The sequence below is a fragment of the Roseovarius sp. JB2-10 genome, from assembly GCF_055693585.1.
In genome coordinates this window covers 3,445,979-3,461,458 of record NZ_CM146337.1, presented here as the reverse complement: position 1 = coordinate 3,461,458, position 15,480 = coordinate 3,445,979, and the positions used below count along the sequence as shown (strand labels likewise).

At 57.1% G+C, this 15,480-nt stretch carries 20 protein-coding genes and 1 tRNA gene; 11 read left to right on the top strand and 10 right to left on the bottom strand.

All coding sequences use genetic code 11. The features are described from left to right. Positions 1-4: 4 nt before the first annotated feature. Positions 5-973, bottom strand: coding sequence for a LysR substrate-binding domain-containing protein (locus ACZ1HJ_RS17250; RefSeq protein WP_472719869.1), 969 nt, complete (start codon positions 971-973; stop codon positions 5-7). Between the two features lie 105 nt (positions 974-1,078). Here ACZ1HJ_RS17250 and ACZ1HJ_RS17245 point away from each other — a divergent pair, with 105 nt between their 5' ends. From ACZ1HJ_RS17245 to ACZ1HJ_RS17235, 3 genes are all read left to right on the top strand, one after another. Further along, positions 1,079-1,564 (top strand): GNAT family N-acetyltransferase, encoded by a 486-nt coding sequence (locus ACZ1HJ_RS17245; protein ID WP_472719868.1) that lies wholly within the window; start codon positions 1,079-1,081, stop codon positions 1,562-1,564. A gap of 282 nt (positions 1,565-1,846) precedes the next feature. Then, entirely contained in the window at positions 1,847-2,722 is an 876-nt protein-coding gene (locus ACZ1HJ_RS17240) for a DMT family transporter (protein WP_472719867.1), read from the top strand. A gap of 249 nt (positions 2,723-2,971) precedes the next feature. Then, on the top strand, positions 2,972-3,610 hold the full coding sequence (locus ACZ1HJ_RS17235; protein ID WP_472719866.1) for a hypothetical protein: 639 nt from the start codon (positions 2,972-2,974) through the stop codon (positions 3,608-3,610). Positions 3,611-3,766: 156 nt separating this feature from the next. Here ACZ1HJ_RS17235 and ACZ1HJ_RS17230 read toward each other — a convergent pair whose 3' ends face one another. Then, positions 3,767-4,567 carry a helix-turn-helix domain-containing protein gene (locus ACZ1HJ_RS17230; RefSeq protein ID WP_472719865.1) on the bottom strand — a complete coding sequence of 267 codons (801 nt, stop codon included), beginning with the start codon at positions 4,565-4,567 and terminating at the stop codon, positions 3,767-3,769. A gap of 149 nt (positions 4,568-4,716) precedes the next feature. Here ACZ1HJ_RS17230 and ACZ1HJ_RS17225 point away from each other — a divergent pair, with 149 nt between their 5' ends. The 3 genes from ACZ1HJ_RS17225 (at position 4,717) to ACZ1HJ_RS17215 (ending at position 8,096) form a co-directional block, all read left to right on the top strand. Further along, complete coding sequence (locus tag ACZ1HJ_RS17225) at positions 4,717-6,309, top strand: ABC transporter substrate-binding protein (RefSeq protein WP_472719864.1); 1,593 nt, start codon at positions 4,717-4,719, stop codon at positions 6,307-6,309. An 84-nt stretch (positions 6,310-6,393) separates the two neighbouring features. Then, positions 6,394-6,690 carry a hypothetical protein gene (locus ACZ1HJ_RS17220; protein ID WP_472719863.1) on the top strand — a complete coding sequence of 99 codons (297 nt, stop codon included), beginning with the start codon at positions 6,394-6,396 and terminating at the stop codon, positions 6,688-6,690. Further along, positions 6,675-8,096, top strand: a complete 1,422-nt coding sequence (locus tag ACZ1HJ_RS17215; protein ID WP_472719862.1) for an amidohydrolase — start codon at positions 6,675-6,677, stop codon at positions 8,094-8,096. The genes ACZ1HJ_RS17220 and ACZ1HJ_RS17215 overlap by 16 nt, the downstream gene beginning before the upstream one ends. 90 nt (positions 8,097-8,186) lie before the next feature. Here the strand turns inward: ACZ1HJ_RS17215 and ACZ1HJ_RS17210 are convergent. Next, positions 8,187-8,270 (bottom strand) — tRNA-Tyr (locus ACZ1HJ_RS17210). 135 nt (positions 8,271-8,405) lie between these two features. On the opposite strand from ACZ1HJ_RS17210, the gene rlmB reads away from it, so the two are divergent. The 3 genes from rlmB to ACZ1HJ_RS17195 all read left to right on the top strand — a co-directional run bounded on the left by rlmB (position 8,406) and on the right by ACZ1HJ_RS17195 (position 10,303). Beyond that, positions 8,406-9,182 (top strand): 23S rRNA (guanosine(2251)-2'-O)-methyltransferase RlmB, encoded by a 777-nt coding sequence (gene rlmB, locus ACZ1HJ_RS17205; RefSeq protein ID WP_472719861.1) that lies wholly within the window; start codon positions 8,406-8,408, stop codon positions 9,180-9,182. 120 nt (positions 9,183-9,302) lie between these two features. Then, a complete protein-coding gene (locus ACZ1HJ_RS17200; RefSeq protein ID WP_472719860.1) occupies positions 9,303-9,614 on the top strand; it encodes a hypothetical protein in 312 nt (103 codons plus the stop codon). A gap of 212 nt (positions 9,615-9,826) precedes the next feature. Continuing rightward, positions 9,827-10,303: a CoA-binding protein gene (locus ACZ1HJ_RS17195; RefSeq protein ID WP_472719859.1), complete on the top strand. Its 477-nt coding sequence runs from the start codon at positions 9,827-9,829 to the stop codon at positions 10,301-10,303. Positions 10,304-10,312: 9 nt separating this feature from the next. Here the strand turns inward: ACZ1HJ_RS17195 and ACZ1HJ_RS17190 are convergent, their stop codons facing one another. Genes ACZ1HJ_RS17190 through hisF form a run of 3 tightly spaced genes read right to left on the bottom strand, consistent with a single transcriptional unit; the run spans position 10,313 to position 11,690 of the window. After that, positions 10,313-10,612 carry a Dabb family protein gene (locus ACZ1HJ_RS17190; protein ID WP_472719858.1) on the bottom strand — a complete coding sequence of 100 codons (300 nt, stop codon included), beginning with the start codon at positions 10,610-10,612 and terminating at the stop codon, positions 10,313-10,315. Further along, complete coding sequence (locus ACZ1HJ_RS17185) at positions 10,609-10,929, bottom strand: phosphoribosyl-ATP diphosphatase (RefSeq protein WP_472719857.1); 321 nt, start codon at positions 10,927-10,929, stop codon at positions 10,609-10,611. Before ACZ1HJ_RS17185 ends, ACZ1HJ_RS17190 begins: the two co-directional genes overlap by 4 nt. Next, positions 10,926-11,690 carry an imidazole glycerol phosphate synthase subunit HisF gene (gene hisF / locus ACZ1HJ_RS17180; protein ID WP_472722230.1) on the bottom strand — a complete coding sequence of 255 codons (765 nt, stop codon included), beginning with the start codon at positions 11,688-11,690 and terminating at the stop codon, positions 10,926-10,928. Before hisF ends, ACZ1HJ_RS17185 begins: the two co-directional genes overlap by 4 nt. Positions 11,691-11,793: 103 nt before the next feature. Here hisF and ACZ1HJ_RS17175 point away from each other — a divergent pair, with 103 nt between their 5' ends. After that, positions 11,794-12,243 (top strand): DUF302 domain-containing protein, encoded by a 450-nt coding sequence (locus ACZ1HJ_RS17175; protein WP_472719856.1) that lies wholly within the window; start codon positions 11,794-11,796, stop codon positions 12,241-12,243. A 2-nt stretch (positions 12,244-12,245) separates the two neighbouring features. On the opposite strand, the gene ACZ1HJ_RS17170 is transcribed toward ACZ1HJ_RS17175, so the two are convergent. Both ACZ1HJ_RS17170 and hisA read right to left on the bottom strand, forming a co-directional pair. Beyond that, positions 12,246-12,722, bottom strand: coding sequence for a DUF2867 domain-containing protein (locus tag ACZ1HJ_RS17170; protein WP_472719855.1), 477 nt, complete (start codon positions 12,720-12,722; stop codon positions 12,246-12,248). A 4-nt stretch (positions 12,723-12,726) separates the two neighbouring features. Further along, positions 12,727-13,449, bottom strand: a complete 723-nt coding sequence (gene hisA, locus ACZ1HJ_RS17165; protein ID WP_472719854.1) for a 1-(5-phosphoribosyl)-5-[(5-phosphoribosylamino)methylideneamino]imidazole-4-carboxamide isomerase — start codon at positions 13,447-13,449, stop codon at positions 12,727-12,729. Positions 13,450-13,583: 134 nt separating this feature from the next. Between hisA and ACZ1HJ_RS17160 the strand changes: the two genes are divergently transcribed. After that, positions 13,584-13,976, top strand: a complete 393-nt coding sequence (locus ACZ1HJ_RS17160; RefSeq protein WP_472719853.1) for a DUF2147 domain-containing protein — start codon at positions 13,584-13,586, stop codon at positions 13,974-13,976. A gap of 39 nt (positions 13,977-14,015) precedes the next feature. Here ACZ1HJ_RS17160 and hisH read toward each other — a convergent pair whose 3' ends face one another. Then, entirely contained in the window at positions 14,016-14,654 is a 639-nt protein-coding gene (gene hisH / locus ACZ1HJ_RS17155; protein ID WP_472719852.1) for an imidazole glycerol phosphate synthase subunit HisH, read from the bottom strand. Between the two features lie 7 nt (positions 14,655-14,661). Then, entirely contained in the window at positions 14,662-15,249 is a 588-nt protein-coding gene (hisB, locus tag ACZ1HJ_RS17150) for an imidazoleglycerol-phosphate dehydratase HisB (RefSeq protein WP_472719851.1), read from the bottom strand. Positions 15,250-15,480: the final 231 nt, after the last annotated feature.

The following is a 15,480-nucleotide window of genomic DNA, read 5'->3' as shown; positions in this document are numbered from 1 at the left end:
CAGCCTAAAGCAAAGGTGGCGGATAGGTCAGATCACGCGCATATCGTGGGTCGACAACGGCAAACCTCTCGGGCCCGAGATCAACCATGTACTGATGCAAAACCTTGATAAAGGCCGCCACGCTGGCTGGTTTCTGATCTCCATACGGGTCTGCGACAAACAGGGTCGGCTGACGAATTTCTTCGGAAATCGGGATGCGCGCGAGGCTGGGACCATCCGGGCTGGTGTCAAAGGTTGGCCGGATATTGAGCACAGAGACACCGAGGCCATTTGTAACGGCGGATCGAACGGTTTCATAGGATCGCGTTCGAAGGCCGATCTTGGGTCTGCGGGCGACAAGGTCAAAGAGCGCCAGCAGATAGACCCGCGTCTCCGGCAAATCCAGCAGGATCAACGGGTTTTCGGCCAAAACCTCCAGCGAGACACTTTTCATATCCGCTATCGGGTTATCCACGTTGACCAATGCATGTGTCGGGAATTTGCAGATTGGCGTTGTGCCCCCGCCGAATTCCTGACCGATATCGTATGTTACGACAAGATCAACTTCGCCGGTTGCGAGCCAGGTGCGCAGTTCGGTCTGATCCCCTTCAAGAAGGGTGAATTCAGTGGCCCCGTGCAAGTCGACAAAGCGGCGAATGACCTGCGGGATCAGTAACGCCCCAAATGGCACAAAACAGCCAATGCGCAACGCGGACCCGGATGCCTCTGAAAACTGTTCCAAGGCGCGTGAAAATTCCTCGCCTGAGGCAAGAAACCGATGTGCGGATATCAAGAAGCTGCGACCAGCGGGCGTGAGCGCAATGCCATGCCCCTTGCGGCGGGTAAAAAGCTGAGTGCCGGTTACGTCTTCGGCCACATCAATGGCCGCAAGAACGGACGATTGCGAGATCGCAAGCACTTTGCAGGCCGCGGCGATGCTGTCATGTCGTGCGACCTCTCTGAGGTACTCCACCTGGCGATACGTCAATCTCATGCGTCAGCATTACATATTTTGGCTAACTCGTGTCAAAAAATATATTTTATAAACAAGCAAGAGTGTGGTTCATGGAGTAAATCCACCGCACAAGGTCTGCTTTCCATGATCACATTTCGCGCGCCAGTTCCCGGAGATACAAAAGCCATCGTTGCCCTCAACGAGGCCGTGGTTGCCGTGACGAGCCCGATGGACGAGGCCCGTTTCCTTGAATTGCTGGACCTGTCGGATTTCTGCATCGTGGCGGAAGATGAGGGGGCCGTTATTGGCTTCGTTCTGGCAATGCAAAACGGCGCTGCTTATGCAAACGCAAATTTTGAATGGTTTTCGGAGCGGTTGAACAAGTTCGTCTACATTGATCGCATCGTGATTGGTGAAGGCGGCCGCGGCAAAGGGCTTGGCCAGCAACTCTATGATCAGGTGTCCGAAGCCGCAAAAGAAGACGGGCGTTTGGTGATTGCCGCTGAAATGGATTTGGTGCCGCCAAACGAAGGGTCGCTGCGTTTTCACAAGAAAAGCGGGTTCGTGGAAATTGGAGAGCGGGTATATGACACGGGCAAAGTCGTATCGATGCAGATCAAAGGCCTTTGAGTGGCGTCGCGCGTTGGGCGCGCAGTTGTGCGCCTTGGGACAACGTCGCATCTCTCTCTTTTGTATTTATGTGCAAATGCAGTGAATTTCAGGCGGAAGGATGGTTTGGGCCGATGACAGCGATCCGTTTGTTCCACTCCCGAAAACCAAACTTGCTGCTGGAACGGCAATCGATTTTTCAAGGGTATCGAAATGCTACGTGACCGGATAACACACTCAATTCTTGATGGTTCGGTCCGGGGCTGGACGCACCAACATGGCGCGGTGGCGTGAAAGGCAAACATGGTCAACTTTCTTTTGTTCGCGTCAACCGTGTTGATCTGGGGAACGACCTGGATTGCCATTACATGGCAGATCGGCCCTGTCGATCTGGTCGTGTCGGTGTTCTACCGATTTGCGATAGCCTGCCTGGTTTTCGTGGCGGCATTGGCGGTATTGGGAAGACTTAAAGCACCGGCACAATGGCGGTTTGTGGTGCTTCAGGCCTTGTGCCTCTTCAGCCTGAACTTCTTGTGCTTTTATCAGGCGACATCTCACATTTCATCCGGTCTGGTTGCGGTGATTTTCTCGCTGTCCACGATTTTCAACGCCTTTAATGCGCGTTTGATCTTTCACCAGAAGGTCAGCCCAAGGACGCTGTTTGCTGGCGGGGTAGGGGCGACCGGTGTTGTGTTTTTGTTTTGGAATGATCTCGCCGTGTCCGTCGATAGGGGCGTCATGGCGGGAGTTGCCTGGGCTGTGGTCGGGACGATGCTGTTCTCGCTCGGTAACATGATGTCGCGCAAGAACACAGAACATGGTGTTTCGCCGACGACCGCAAATGCATGGGGCATGGGGATTGGTGCGGGACTTCTGGCGCTGATCGCGACGGTAAATGGGTCATCGTTTGTGATCCCCACTTACGGTCCCTATCTTTGGGCGCTGCTTTACCTGTCCATCATTGGATCCGTCGCGGGGTTCAGCACGTATTTGCTGATGGTACAACGCATCGGCTCCGATCGGGCGGCTTATGCGACGGTTCTTTTTCCGGTAGTGGCGCTTCTCTTCTCAACGATTTTCGAAGGCTACATATGGCACGTCACGGCGTTCGTGGGCATCGGCCTGACAATGATCGGAAACCTGATCATGTTTTTGCGCTGGCCGGCTAAACAGACTTAGAACTGCCCCCGATGAGCAGCAAATTGGCGCTGTCATCGCTGCCATTTTTCTGGAAAATCGGCTTATGGACAAACAGGCGCACGACGCCTCGCATATGTGCTTTTTGTCTGTGGTGACGTCTGAACAGGCCGGAGCGCATTTTGGATCCTAGCACCAATGTGATACTTTGAACGCATTCTGCCGACCCCCATTTTTTGATCCAAAACCATTATCCCCATTACACGACATTTTATTTTTAGGAGTATTGATATGAAGACACTATTGGCAGCAATCCTCTTGTCACTGGTCACGATGCCAGCAGCCGCCGCAACTTTGGTGTTTGATTTTGAGGCTGAATACGAAAGTGGTGTTGCAGATGATGACAGCGTGGACACGGTCGCTGATTTGGCCGGAGCCCTGCTGATCGGGACAACACTGACCGGCACGTTGACCATTGATGACACGTTCTTGTCCGGGAATGCCACATCGCGGGTTTACGCGCCCGGTTCAATCACATTTGATCAAATAGATTCAACGGCTTACGAGTCCTTTACAGAAACGTCTGTATTCAACGGTGGGACCGATATGTTGACCCTGTCAACCGACACCAACACATTTCCTGTCGGCCAATTGGTGAGCCGCGTTACTGTTTTCCTTTGGGATTTTGAAGAGGATTTTGTGGGCGACACCGGCGTTCCATCTGTCATTGATCTTGACGAGTTGGAGGCAAAACAAATCGCATTTCTAGGAACCGTTTCTGGCGAAGGTTTTTCGCGAGAACGGGTAAACTATGAGTTCTCATCGATTTCCGCAGCGACTGTCATTGCAACGATACCGCTGCCAACGGGGCTGCCTCTTCTGGGTAGCGGGCTGGTATTGATCTTTGGGCTTTTCCGCCGCCGTCGCTGAGGAACGCAACAGAATGTGGCGCGTGCGGGTGGTTCCACGCAGCCGCGCAATCGGGCTTTGTCGCGGCAATCCGCCGACGTTAGGTCCGGACAAAACCTGTGCTGTAATTGGCCGATATTTGAATCGCTAAAAGGCGCGTTGAATGGGTTCTGTCAATCACGACAAAACATGCTGTGAGGCGTTCGATGGCGACGGCTCTTGCTGTTCGCTCAAATACGCCCGCACGGTCGGGTCGATGGTGCGGCTTTGATGCGCATAAGCGCCGCAGGCCTTCAGGGCTTCCCGCAACGTGACCTTGCTTTCGATCCGCTTCCAGATGGCACGAGACGCATAGGGGCTGACATGAGGGCGCCACGCGACGCCTATTGTCATCCCGCGCAGAAATTTGACCTGTTGGCGGTGAGACGGCGTCAGGATGGTTTCAACGATGCTGCCATCACGCACCATCTCATGCTCAACGATGTAAACGCGGTTTCCCCGCTGCGACACCATCCCTTCGTAACGTGATTTCTGATTCACACTGCCATCCTGCGCTGTCACGCGTTCAACCGAGCGGGACATCACATAACCGTCTTTTTCGTAAAGCCAGATCAGGCTGCGCAAGATCATGCCATCCCAAGTAGGGGTCTGGAAATGCGAATGGTAAAACCCGAGGTAGCGGCGCAATGCTTGGGTCTGGTCGCGAAAGGGGCTGATCATAAGGTCAACAGGTCCGCTGGCGGTGCGCTTCTGGTTCAGGATGTGTTTGCGGGTGAAGTCGTCGTGATCGGCAAAAAGGTCAGCCTCGGGCAGGTCGAAATACCGCGCTATTCTGCGCAGGTTATGGGCCGAGGGCATACCCCCGCCGTTCAGATACCGATTGAACTGCTGGCGGTTAATGCCGATTTCGCGGCAGACTTGCGCGATCGATCCGTAGTCCGCGCAGATGCTTCGTAAATTTTCAGCGAAATTTTCCATAGGACAGGGTTTTTATTCTCTAATGTGCGCGAACTAGCGTCATAATGCGTACAAATATGTAAACCTGCACAGTTTAAAGAATCAAGAGCAGAGGTGACCCTGTCCCCATATTGCGGCACGCGCCGTGGGTGTTTTCGGGAGGAAAAGACATGAACGCACAGGAAAGACACGCCAAGTGGCTAATCGAACAGGTGGAAAAGGGCCGCATGTCGCGCCGCGAATTCTTGGGCCGCAGTACCGCCCTGGGGGTGGCGCTGAGCGTTGGCACGGGACTGTTCAACCAAGCCCATGCCGCGACCCCCAACAAGGGTGGGCACATGCGTCTGGCGATGGGCCACGGCGCCACGTCCGACACGCGGGATCCGGCCACATTGACCAATGGGTTGCAATGGGTTGTTGCCTACGGCGTTGCCAATACACTGACCGAGTTGGACGCGCAGGGTAATCTGGTGGGATCGCTGGCGACGGAGTGGAGTTCTTCGCCCGACGCCAAGGTCTGGACCTTCAAGCTGCGCGACGGGGTGGAATTCCACAACGGCAAGACCATGACCGCTGAAGATGTGATTGCGTCGCTCAACTATCACCGCGGCGAAGAATCGACATCCGTTGGCAAGCCGGTGATGGACGCGGTGACCGAGATTAAAGCGGACGGCAACACAATCGTAGTGACCTTGTCGGCCGGAAACGCGGATTTCCCGTTTAACTTCAATGAGGCGACGTTTGGCATCTATCCCGCCAAGGATAACAGCATCGATTGGCAAGGGGGCGGATCCGGCGGGTACATCCTCAAGAACGAACAACCGGGCCAGCGCTATGAGTTCGAGCGCAATCCGAATTACTGGAAAGAGGGCGCTGCCCATGCGGACACGATTGATCTGCAATCCATCACCGATCCGGCCGCCCGTCAGAATGCGCTGATCACGGGTGAAGTTGATTGCATTGACCGGGTTGAGCTGAAAACGCTGGCGCTGATGTCGCGTACACCGGGCGTCATCATCGAAGAGGGCGCAGGACCGCTGCATTATACCTTCCCGATGATGACCAAGATGGCACCGTTCGATAACCTCCACCTGCGCAAGGCGTTGAAGTTTGCGATCAACCGTCAGGACATTGTCGACAAGATCCTCTTTGGTCACGGCGTGGCAGGCAACGACCATCCGATCGGGCCGTCTTACCGGTACCACGCGGCCGATATTGAGCAGAACAGCTATGACCCGGACAAGGCCAAGCACCACATGGAGAAATCCGGGCTGGGCAGCGTTGATATCAACCTCAGCGCGTCGGATGCCGCCTATAGCGGGGCGCTGGATGCGGCTGTGCTGTTCCAAGCCTCGGCCAAGGATGCGGGGATCAACATCAACGTCGTGCGGGAACCCAATGATGGCTACTGGTCCGATGTCTGGATGAAAAAGCCATGGAGCGCGAGCTACTGGGGCGGCTATCCGACCGAAGACACGATGCTGTCGACAGGATTTGCGCCCGGTGCCGCGTGGAACGATACCCAGTGGGATCATCCCAAATTCAACGAATTGCTGGTGGCTGCGCGCGCCGAACTGGACGAAGGCCTGCGGGCTGAGATGTATCGCGACATCCAGATCATCCTGCGCGATGAGGGTGGCAATATTGTTCCGATGTTCGCCAACGAAGTGCACGCGCGCAACGACAAGATCGGCCACGGTGATCTTTCGTGGGTGCGGGGCTTTGACGGCCGGCGGATCATGGACCGCTGGTGGATGGTGTAACCACCTCCCGGGTTACGCTCTGGCCTTCCGCGTTCTGATCGGCGCGGAAGGTCCCGGAACTCTCGGACCAAAGTAGGATTGCACATGGGCCTTGGGCAAAACCTCTATTTCAACGGCACAATCCTGACGATGGATGACGGGCAGCCAAATGCCGATGCCGTCCTGACAGAGGGTGACCGTATCGTCGCCGTTGGTACCGAAAACATGCTGCGCACCCAAATGGACAGCCACGCGCAAGAGATTGATCTGCAAGGCCACAGCCTGCTGCCCGCGTTTATTGATCCGCATGGACATTTTCCTGATCCGGGGTTCATTCAGCTCTTTCGCGTTGATCTGGCGGCCCCCCGCGCGGGGATTGCGTGGATATGGCGACAGCGCTGACCCGGTTGAGGGAAAAGGCGGCGCAAACGCCCAAGGGCGAATGGGTGATGGGCGTCCTGTTCGACAATACCGCCATTGCCGAAGGGCGTATGCCCACCCGCTCGGAGCTGGACAGCGTATCAAAAGATCATCCGGTTTGGGTGCTGCATGCATCAGGCCATAACGGCACGGCCAACTCCTACACCTTGCGGCTGCGCGGGATCGATCGCGAGACGCCTGATCCGGTAGGCGGCCGTTTCGGGCGCGATCCCCAAACAGGCGAATTGACAGGTCTGGTCGAAGGCATCTCTGCCATGGGTGCGATGGCTGACACAGATTTTCTGATCAATCGCGAACGCTTCTGGCAGGGTTTTGAGGCCTGTCGCGACGAGTATTTGGCCCACGGTGTGACCTATGCACAAAACGCCTGGGCGTCTGCCACCATGCTCGCGCATTTTGCGAGCCTGCCGTCCGGGTCTGACCCGGGGATCGATATCCTGTTGCTCCCGATCGGAGAGCTGGAGCCTGAGCTCACAACGGGTACATCCCCAATCGACTGGGCGGACACGCCCTATTTCAAGCTTGGACCGCGCAAGCTCTTTACCGATGGCGCTTTTCAACTTCAGACCGCCTATCTCACGGTGCCGTATCACCAGCCCTCGGATGTGGCGGCCCCGTGCGGGATGCCCTATGTCGACCGGGCCGACCATATGCGTGAAGTGCAAAAGCTGCACGATATGGGGTTCCAAATCCACTGCCATTGTAATGGTGACGCGGGAACGGACATGTTCCTAGATGCGGTCGAGGCCGCCTTGCAGGCAACCCCCCGCAATGATCACCGACACACGATCATTCATGGCCAGGTTTTGCGTGACGACCAGTTGGACCGTATCGTCTACCTGGGTGTCACGATCAGCTTCTTTTCCGCACATATTCATTTTTGGGGAGATCGCCACCACGATACGTTTCTGGGCCCCGCGCGTGCGTCCAGAATTTCACCTGCAGCCTCAGCCGAACGTTTGGGCATTCGCTATACCATCCACAATGACGCCTCGGTCACACCAACCCGGCCCCTGCACCTTGCGCATTGTGCCGTGAACCGGTTGACCGCATCTGGGCGGCTGTTGGGGGAACGCGAAAAGATCTCGGCATATTCCGCCCTCAAAGCGCAAACAATCGATGCTGCGTGGCAAGTGTTTCAGGAGCATGAACGCGGGTCGATTTCAGCCGGCAAGCTCGCTGATTTCGCCATTCTGAAAGACAACCCGTTGGAAAACCCTTCTGAACTTCAAGACAACAAGGTGCTGTGCACGATCCGCCGTGGCAGGTGTGCATTCCAAGTGGCAGACTTCAACGTGTTTTTTGCTGAAACGACACATGATTGCAGCGACCAACTTCGCGTTGACGCAAATACGACCGGATCTTGAGGGTAAACTTCGACGCACCGGTTCAAAGTGACCACAGACTGAAGACACTTTTGCGGGTGGTCATGATTTCAGGGGTTTGGAGAGGCTGAATGGTGGGCGACCCTGGAATCGAACCAGGCGTGCGTCTCCGCGAGGGAGTTACAGTCCCCTGCCACACCTTGCGGCCTGTCGCCCACGGTCAGGGGCTTGACCGCCTGACGTGCAGCGCTGATTACAAGTGCTGCCGGGCACCGTCAACAGGAAAATACCTTGCACTGGCTCCGCACGCAGCGCATTGTCGCGCGCTCAGGAAAAGGGGCAAATGGCGTCATGAAGAAACCCAAATGGGTGGTGGAAAAAGAGCAGGCCAAACGTGCGGCATCTGCGGAAACACTGTGGCTCTTTGGCGTGCACGCGGTGCGAGATGCGCTGATGAACCCAGCCCGCGAAAAACTGCGTTTGATCGTCACCAAAAACGCCCACGACAAGCTGGCGGATGCCATTACGACGTCGGGTATGGCGCCCGAAATGGCAGACCCAAGGCGTTTCACTGCGCCCATTGATCCGCAATCGGTGCACCAAGGGGCTGCACTTGAAGTGAAACCACTGGATTGGGGCGCGCTGGAAGAGCGGTGTCTGGGGGATGGATCACGCCCGCCCCGGGTGATCCTGCTCGACCGGGTAACAGATCCGCATAACGTCGGCGCCATCCTGCGCTCGGCCGAAGTGTTCGGCGCATGTGCGGTGGTCGCACCGCGCCATCATGCGGCGCCCGAAACCGGTGCGCTGGCCAAAACCGCCAGCGGCGCGCTGGAACGTCAGCCGTATATGCGCATCCGCAATCTGGCGGATGGCATCACCGCGCTGCAGGCGATGGGATATCTGGTTCTGGGCCTCGACGGTGAGGCGGACAGCACGATCGATGCAGCATTGGACGGACGACGTGATCGGGCCGTGGCGCTTGTTTTGGGCGCGGAGGGGCCCGGCTTGCGGCAAAAGACCAAGGAAACATGCGATCAATTGGTTCGGATCGAATATGCAGCTGATTTTGGATCGCTCAATGTGTCAAACGCAGCGGCGGTTGCACTCTACGCCGCGCGACCCTGATCGTTGCGGCCAAACGCAGAGCACCTGGGGCGCGGCGAAACGCGTGCAATGGCCGCACTTGCGCCAGCCTTCCGGGCGCCCAATATCTAGCTTTAGCCAACTGACTTAGGAAATGCCTTCATGCCTCAAACCCGCAAGATTGCGACCTGTTGTTATTGCGGGACCCGTGCCTTTTTGGTGTTGGATCAGGCGCGGCACGAATTGGCGTGTTCGGCCTGTGGCGCACCTCTGCACGAAATGAAACTCATGCCACAGCCGGTCGAGGCGCAAAAAGTTAACAGCGAAAAAGCGACGAAACCGCGTAAAAAGGCAGAATCTCGCACATATGATCCACGTCGGCGTCGCAAAAAGGAAAAGCGCCGTTCACGTAAGCCATTGTCGCGAAAGATTTTTGAAGAGATTTGGGATGTGGTCGAGGACATTTTCGACTGACATCACCAAAATTAACGCTCTGTTCACACCTATATTACATTCTCTTTTTATTCCTTAAGCAGGACCTATCTATATCCCAGAGGCGTTGATCTGGAACATCGGCGCTTCACTTCACTGTCCCTCGTTCCGCGACTGGCGCCCAGGTTCGTCCTGGGCGCTTTTTTCTTGGCGTTGACGGGTTAGATTGGCCGAAGAAACGGTTTAAGGCTTTGATGTGGAAGAGAAATATTCTGATCTCGTATCTGCGGCACCTTCTGACGCGCACCAAAACGATCGCTGTTGTGGGCGTGTCGATGAACGAAATTCGTCCCAGCTACTACGTGGCGCGCTATTTGTCGCTCAAAGGGTACAAGGTCATCCCGATCAATCCAGGCCACGCGGGCAAAGAATTGTTTGGCCAGACCGTTCAGGCCCGCCTTTCTGACATCAAAGAGCCGGTCGACATGGTCGATATCTTTCGCCGCTCCGAGCATGTTCTGCCCATCGTGGAAGACGCGTTGCGCGTGTTCGACAATCTGCAAACCGTCTGGATGCAGATCGGCGTGATCAATATGGAGGCGGCAGAGATTGCCCGAACCCGCGACATTGATGTCGTGATGAACCGATGCCCCAAGATGGAGCATCAGCGGCTCTTTGGCGAATTGCGAAAGGCCGGGATCAATACCGGGCTGGTCTCATCCAGACTTTAAGTTTGCGTCTCAAGCCGCTGTAGCGGAATGGAAATCAGCTGCGATGCGCATTTCACGCATGGGCCGGACTTTTGCAATGCAGGCTTCGTAAATCGGGTTGGCCTTGTAGGCGGCCAATGCAGCCTCGTCTGAAAACTCCGCGTAAACCACCACATCGATCTTGGGCCCCGAGATCGTGTCGCTATGCATGTTTTCACCCACTTCAAAATGGCGGGCATCGGGAATGTCTTTCAGCATCATCAGGCCCTCGCGGATGGCATCCACGTCATCCGGGTCGGCGGCGCTGAAAAATACGATGTGACGGATCATGCTTGGTCTTTCTTTCTTGCGGCCTTTTCGGCCAATCCGCTGGTGCCTTGGCGGCGCGATAACTCGGCCATGACATCCGCAAATGCCACATCGCGTGATTGCAGCATTACAAGCAGATGGTAAAGCACATCCGCCGCTTCGGCGGTCAGCGCGGCCTTGTCGCCTTTCACGGCTTCGATGACCGCCTCAACGGCCTCTTCCCCGAACTTTTCGGCGCATTTTTCAGGCCCCTTGGCCAGCAATTTCGCCGTCCAGCTCTCGGAAACATCGGCGGTGGCGCGTGTTGCTATGGCCTGTGCCAGATCATCCAGCGTCATGCGTGTATCCTCATTGGAATGCCGGCAGCGGCCATATGTGCCTTGGCCTCGGCAATCGAATAGTCACCAAAGTGAAAAATCGACGCGGCCAGAACAGCACTTGCCCCGCCCTTGGTCACGCCTTCGACCAGGTGATCCAAAGTGCCGACGCCGCCGGAGGCGATCACCGGAATACCCACCGCATCGCTGATCGCGCGTGTCAGCGGCAGGTTGAAGCCCGCGCGGGTGCCATCGCGATCCATCGAAGTTAGCAGGATTTCACCCGCGCCTTTTTCTTCAACCAGTTTAGCAAACTCAACGGCATCTATGCCTGTAGGTTTACGGCCGCCATGGGTGAAAAGCTCCCATTTACCAGGGCTCACGGTTTTCGCGTCGATCGCGACAACAATGCACTGGCTGCCAAATTGTTCGGCGGCTTCGCGCACCACATCCGGGTTGGCGACGGCGGCGGAATTGAAACTGACCTTGTCCGCCCCGGCCAAGAGCAGGGCGCGGACGTCTTCGACCGTGCGCACGCCGCCGCCCACGGTCAGTGGGATATAGCATTGCTCGGCCGTCCGGCGGACCACATCAAACATCGTGCCGCGATTTTCATGGGTGGCCTGAATGTCGAGAAAACACAGCTCATCTGCCCCGGCCGCATCATAGGCGCGCGCGGCATCCACCGGATCACCCGCATCCACCAGATCGACGAAATTCACGCCCTTTACAACGCGCCCATCCGCCACATCGAGGCAGGGTATGATCCGGGTCTTGAGCATGTTCTCGCTTTCCGTCACAAAACTCACGCAACCGTTTATGGGCAAATCAGTTCATATGCCAGAGGGTAGCCAGAGTAACATTCGCATTCTTGAGGAGATTGTCATGAGAAAATTTGTCGCGGCCGTGGCCATGTCGTTGATGTCATTGCCTGCTTATGCCGGGCAGGACATCGTGAAAGTTAAGGCAAACGGGGATGTGGCCAGCACGATGGACGCGCTGGAGGCCGCCGTTACCGGTGCCGGAGCCACCGTTTTTGCCCGTGTCGATCATGCCGGTGGTGCGGCCAAGGTGGATTTGGAACTGGCCCCCGAGCAGCTTTTGATCTTTGGCAATCCCAAGCTGGGCACGCCCGCGATGCAGGACGATCCGCTCGCCGGGCTATATCTGCCGCTCAAGGTGCTGGTCTATCAGGATGCCGACGGGCAGACATGGCTGGCCTATGAAGATCCGGCCGAGATGCTGGATGATCTGAATATCCCGGCCGATGCGGAGTACCTGAAGAAAATGACGGGTGCGCTGGCCAAGCTGACTGGCAAAGCCGCGGGCAGCTGATATCAGCCGGGCGCCATTTCCGGGTGGCGCCCGACCCGCGCCAGGGCATTGCGGGCAATGGCGATATGAAACGGCATGATCGCGGCCAGATAGAGGCGTCCGCCGATATTATGCGTGTGCACCCATGTGGCCAGCGACACGCGACCTTCCCTGGACACCACGGACACGCGGAAATCCAGATGCCGGTCGTTGAACCCGGCGATTAGCTCTTCGGCCGTTTCGGATTCGACCGGGAAAATTCCAACCTTATCCTCCCCGCCCGGGCCATCATTGGATAAGCCAAAGGGTGCGGTAAGAGCGCGCCGGACGAGCAGTAGCCAGCGGGCCCAACCGGGGAAATCCGTAATGATTTCAGCTGCATGTCTGGGGGTGAGGGGAGATGCGACGCTATAGCAATCGACAAAATCACCTGGGGTTACGCGGTCATGCAACGCACTTTGCGCAGGCAGGGGCATGACGGAAACGGAGGGGTTCAGCATGGGATCACCTCTTCAGAGTTGCGAGTGCCTCTTCCAAATTGATAGCCCCATCATAAAGCGCCCGGCCGGAAATCGCACCATCAAGCGGTGCGCCACATTCGCGCAGGGCGATGAGATCCTCCAGCGAGCTGACACCACCGCTGGCAATGACCGGGATGTCGACCGCGTTGGCGAGGGCCGCCGTGGCCTCGATGTTCGGGCCCTGCATCGCGCCATCACGGTTGATGTCGGTGTAGATGATCGCCGCCACGCCCGCGTCCTCAAAGGATTTCGCCAGATCGGTGACCATCACATCGGTTTCCTCGGCCCAGCCTTTGGTGGCCACGCGGCCATTGCGCGCGTCGATGCCCACAGCCACCTTGCCCGGGAAGGTGCGAGCAGCCTGGCGCACCAGATCGGGGTTTTCCACGGCCACGGTGCCCAGAATGACCCGCGCCAACCCTTTGGAGAGCCAGCGTTCGATCGTGGCCATGTCGCGGATGCCGCCGCCCAGTTGCGCGGGAACCTGCGTGCGTTCCAGAATGGCCTCGACCGGGGCGGCATTCACAGGCTCACCGGCGAAAGCGCCGTTGAGATCAACCAGATGCAGCCATTCACATCCCGCGTTGACGAATTCCATCGCCTGTGCGGCCGGATCATCGTTGAACACGGTTGCCTGATCCATTTCGCCTTTGAAAAGGCGCACGGCCTGGCCGTCTTTGAGGTCAATCGCGGGGTAGAGGATCATGGGAAACGGCCTTTTTGATGTCTTGCGGGCCGTTTTGCACGTGCAGGCGGCAAATGCAACGCGACCCAACGTCAGACTTGATCGGTGGGGCAGGCTTGGTCAATGTCTGGCCAGAACTCAGGGAGGAAGAGCTAATGAAGAAGATTGCACTGACATGTGCCGCGGTGCTGTTCAGCGCCGGCATGGCATTTGCCGCCGATCCGCTGGAAGGCATGTGGCGCACAACCAAGGACGATAACGGCAACTCGGGCTTGATCAAAGTGGCGCCCTGTGGGGCCAAGCTGTGTGGCACGCTGGTCAAATCCTATGACCCCAGTGGCAAGGAAATGGCGAGCGAAAATATCGGCCGTCAGATCATTTCCGAAACCGTGAATGAGGGCGGCGGTAAGTACAGCGGTAAGGTTTATTCGCCTGATCGCAACAAAACCTACAAATCCAAACTCTCGCTCAGTGGTAAGAAATTGACCGTAAAGGGCTGTGTTCTGGGGATTTGCCGCAATGGCGGCACATGGAACAAAGTCAACTAAGTTAAAATCTTAGCGCGCGTTCTTCATGTTGAATGCGCGCTAAGGGCGCCAGTTTAGAAAATTGGCGATCATCCGCAGGCCGGTTGCCTGGCTTTTCTCCGGATGAAATTGCGTGCCCACCATGTTGTCACGCCCGACAACCGCGGTGATGTCACCACTGTAATCCACATGCGCCAGACGCTGCGCCGGATCATCCACGCGGAAATGGTAGGAATGCACGAAATAGGCGTGCTGGCCCGCAGTGATCCCGTCAAACAGCGGGTGGGGGTGGTCTATCACCAGATCGTTCCAGCCCATATGGGGCACTTTCAAGGACGTATCGGCCGGTGAAATCGCCTCAACCGTGCCGCCGATCCAGTCAAACCCCGGCGTTTCGGTATATTCCAGCCCGCGCGTGGCCATCATTTGCATCCCGATGCAAATGCCGAAAAACGGGTTGCCGCCGTCAATCACCACCTCGTGGATCGCCTCAAACAGCCCGCGGTGGTCAAAAAGCTCGGTGCGGCAGGCCGGAAAGGCCCCGTCACCTGGCAGCACGATGCGATCCGCGCCGCGCACGATATCGGGGTCAGAGGTCACCGTAACCTCACCGCCATTCACCTCATCCGCCATGCGCCGAAACGCCTTTTCGGCGGAATGCAGGTTCCCGCTTTCGTAATCGATGATGACTGTTGTCATGGGGCCCTCAAAGCGCGCCCTTGGTGGACGGGATGGCATCGGATTTGCGCGGATCGGTTTCAACCGCCTCGCGCAGGGCGCGGGCCACGGATTTGAACGCGGCTTCGGCCATGTGGTGGCTGTTGATCCCGTGCAGGCAATCCACATGCAGCGTGATGCCGCCATGGGTGCTCAGCGCCTGAAAGAACTCGCGCACCAGTTCGCAATCAAACGTGCCGATCTTGGGGGTTGGCAACTCAAGGTTCCAGATCAGGAAAGGCCGCCCCGACAGATCAAGTGCGGTGCGCACCAGCGCATCATCCATCGGCAAAAGGCAGGCCCCGTAGCGGCGAATGCCTTTCTTGTCGCCAAGCGCCTCGGTCAGGGCCTGGCCAAGGGCAATGCCCACATCCTCAACGCTGTGGTGATCATCAATGTGCAGATCACCTGCGCAGCGGATTTTCATATCGATCAGCGAATGGCGCGACAGCTGGTCCAGCATGTGATCGAAAAACCCGATGCCGGTTTCATTGTCATAGGCACCGGTGCCGTCGAGGGTCACCTCAACGGAAATCTCGGTCTCGGCGGTCTTTCGCGTGATCTTGGCGCTGCGCATGTCGCATCTCCGCTGGATTGGTCAGGGCGCTGTATAGTCAGCCTTTTTGCGCAGGCCAAGAGGCAGGGGCCTTTGCCGCACATAACAGTTGCCCAAACGCCCGCCATCCCGGACCGGGAAGCGTAAATGGAACGCTTGTGTGCGGTTTGCCCGCGGCGACTCGCGTGGTTTTGCGAGATGGCGTGGCGCACCGTCTTGCTGTTTCGAACTTAGTACCGTTAAAGTGGTCAA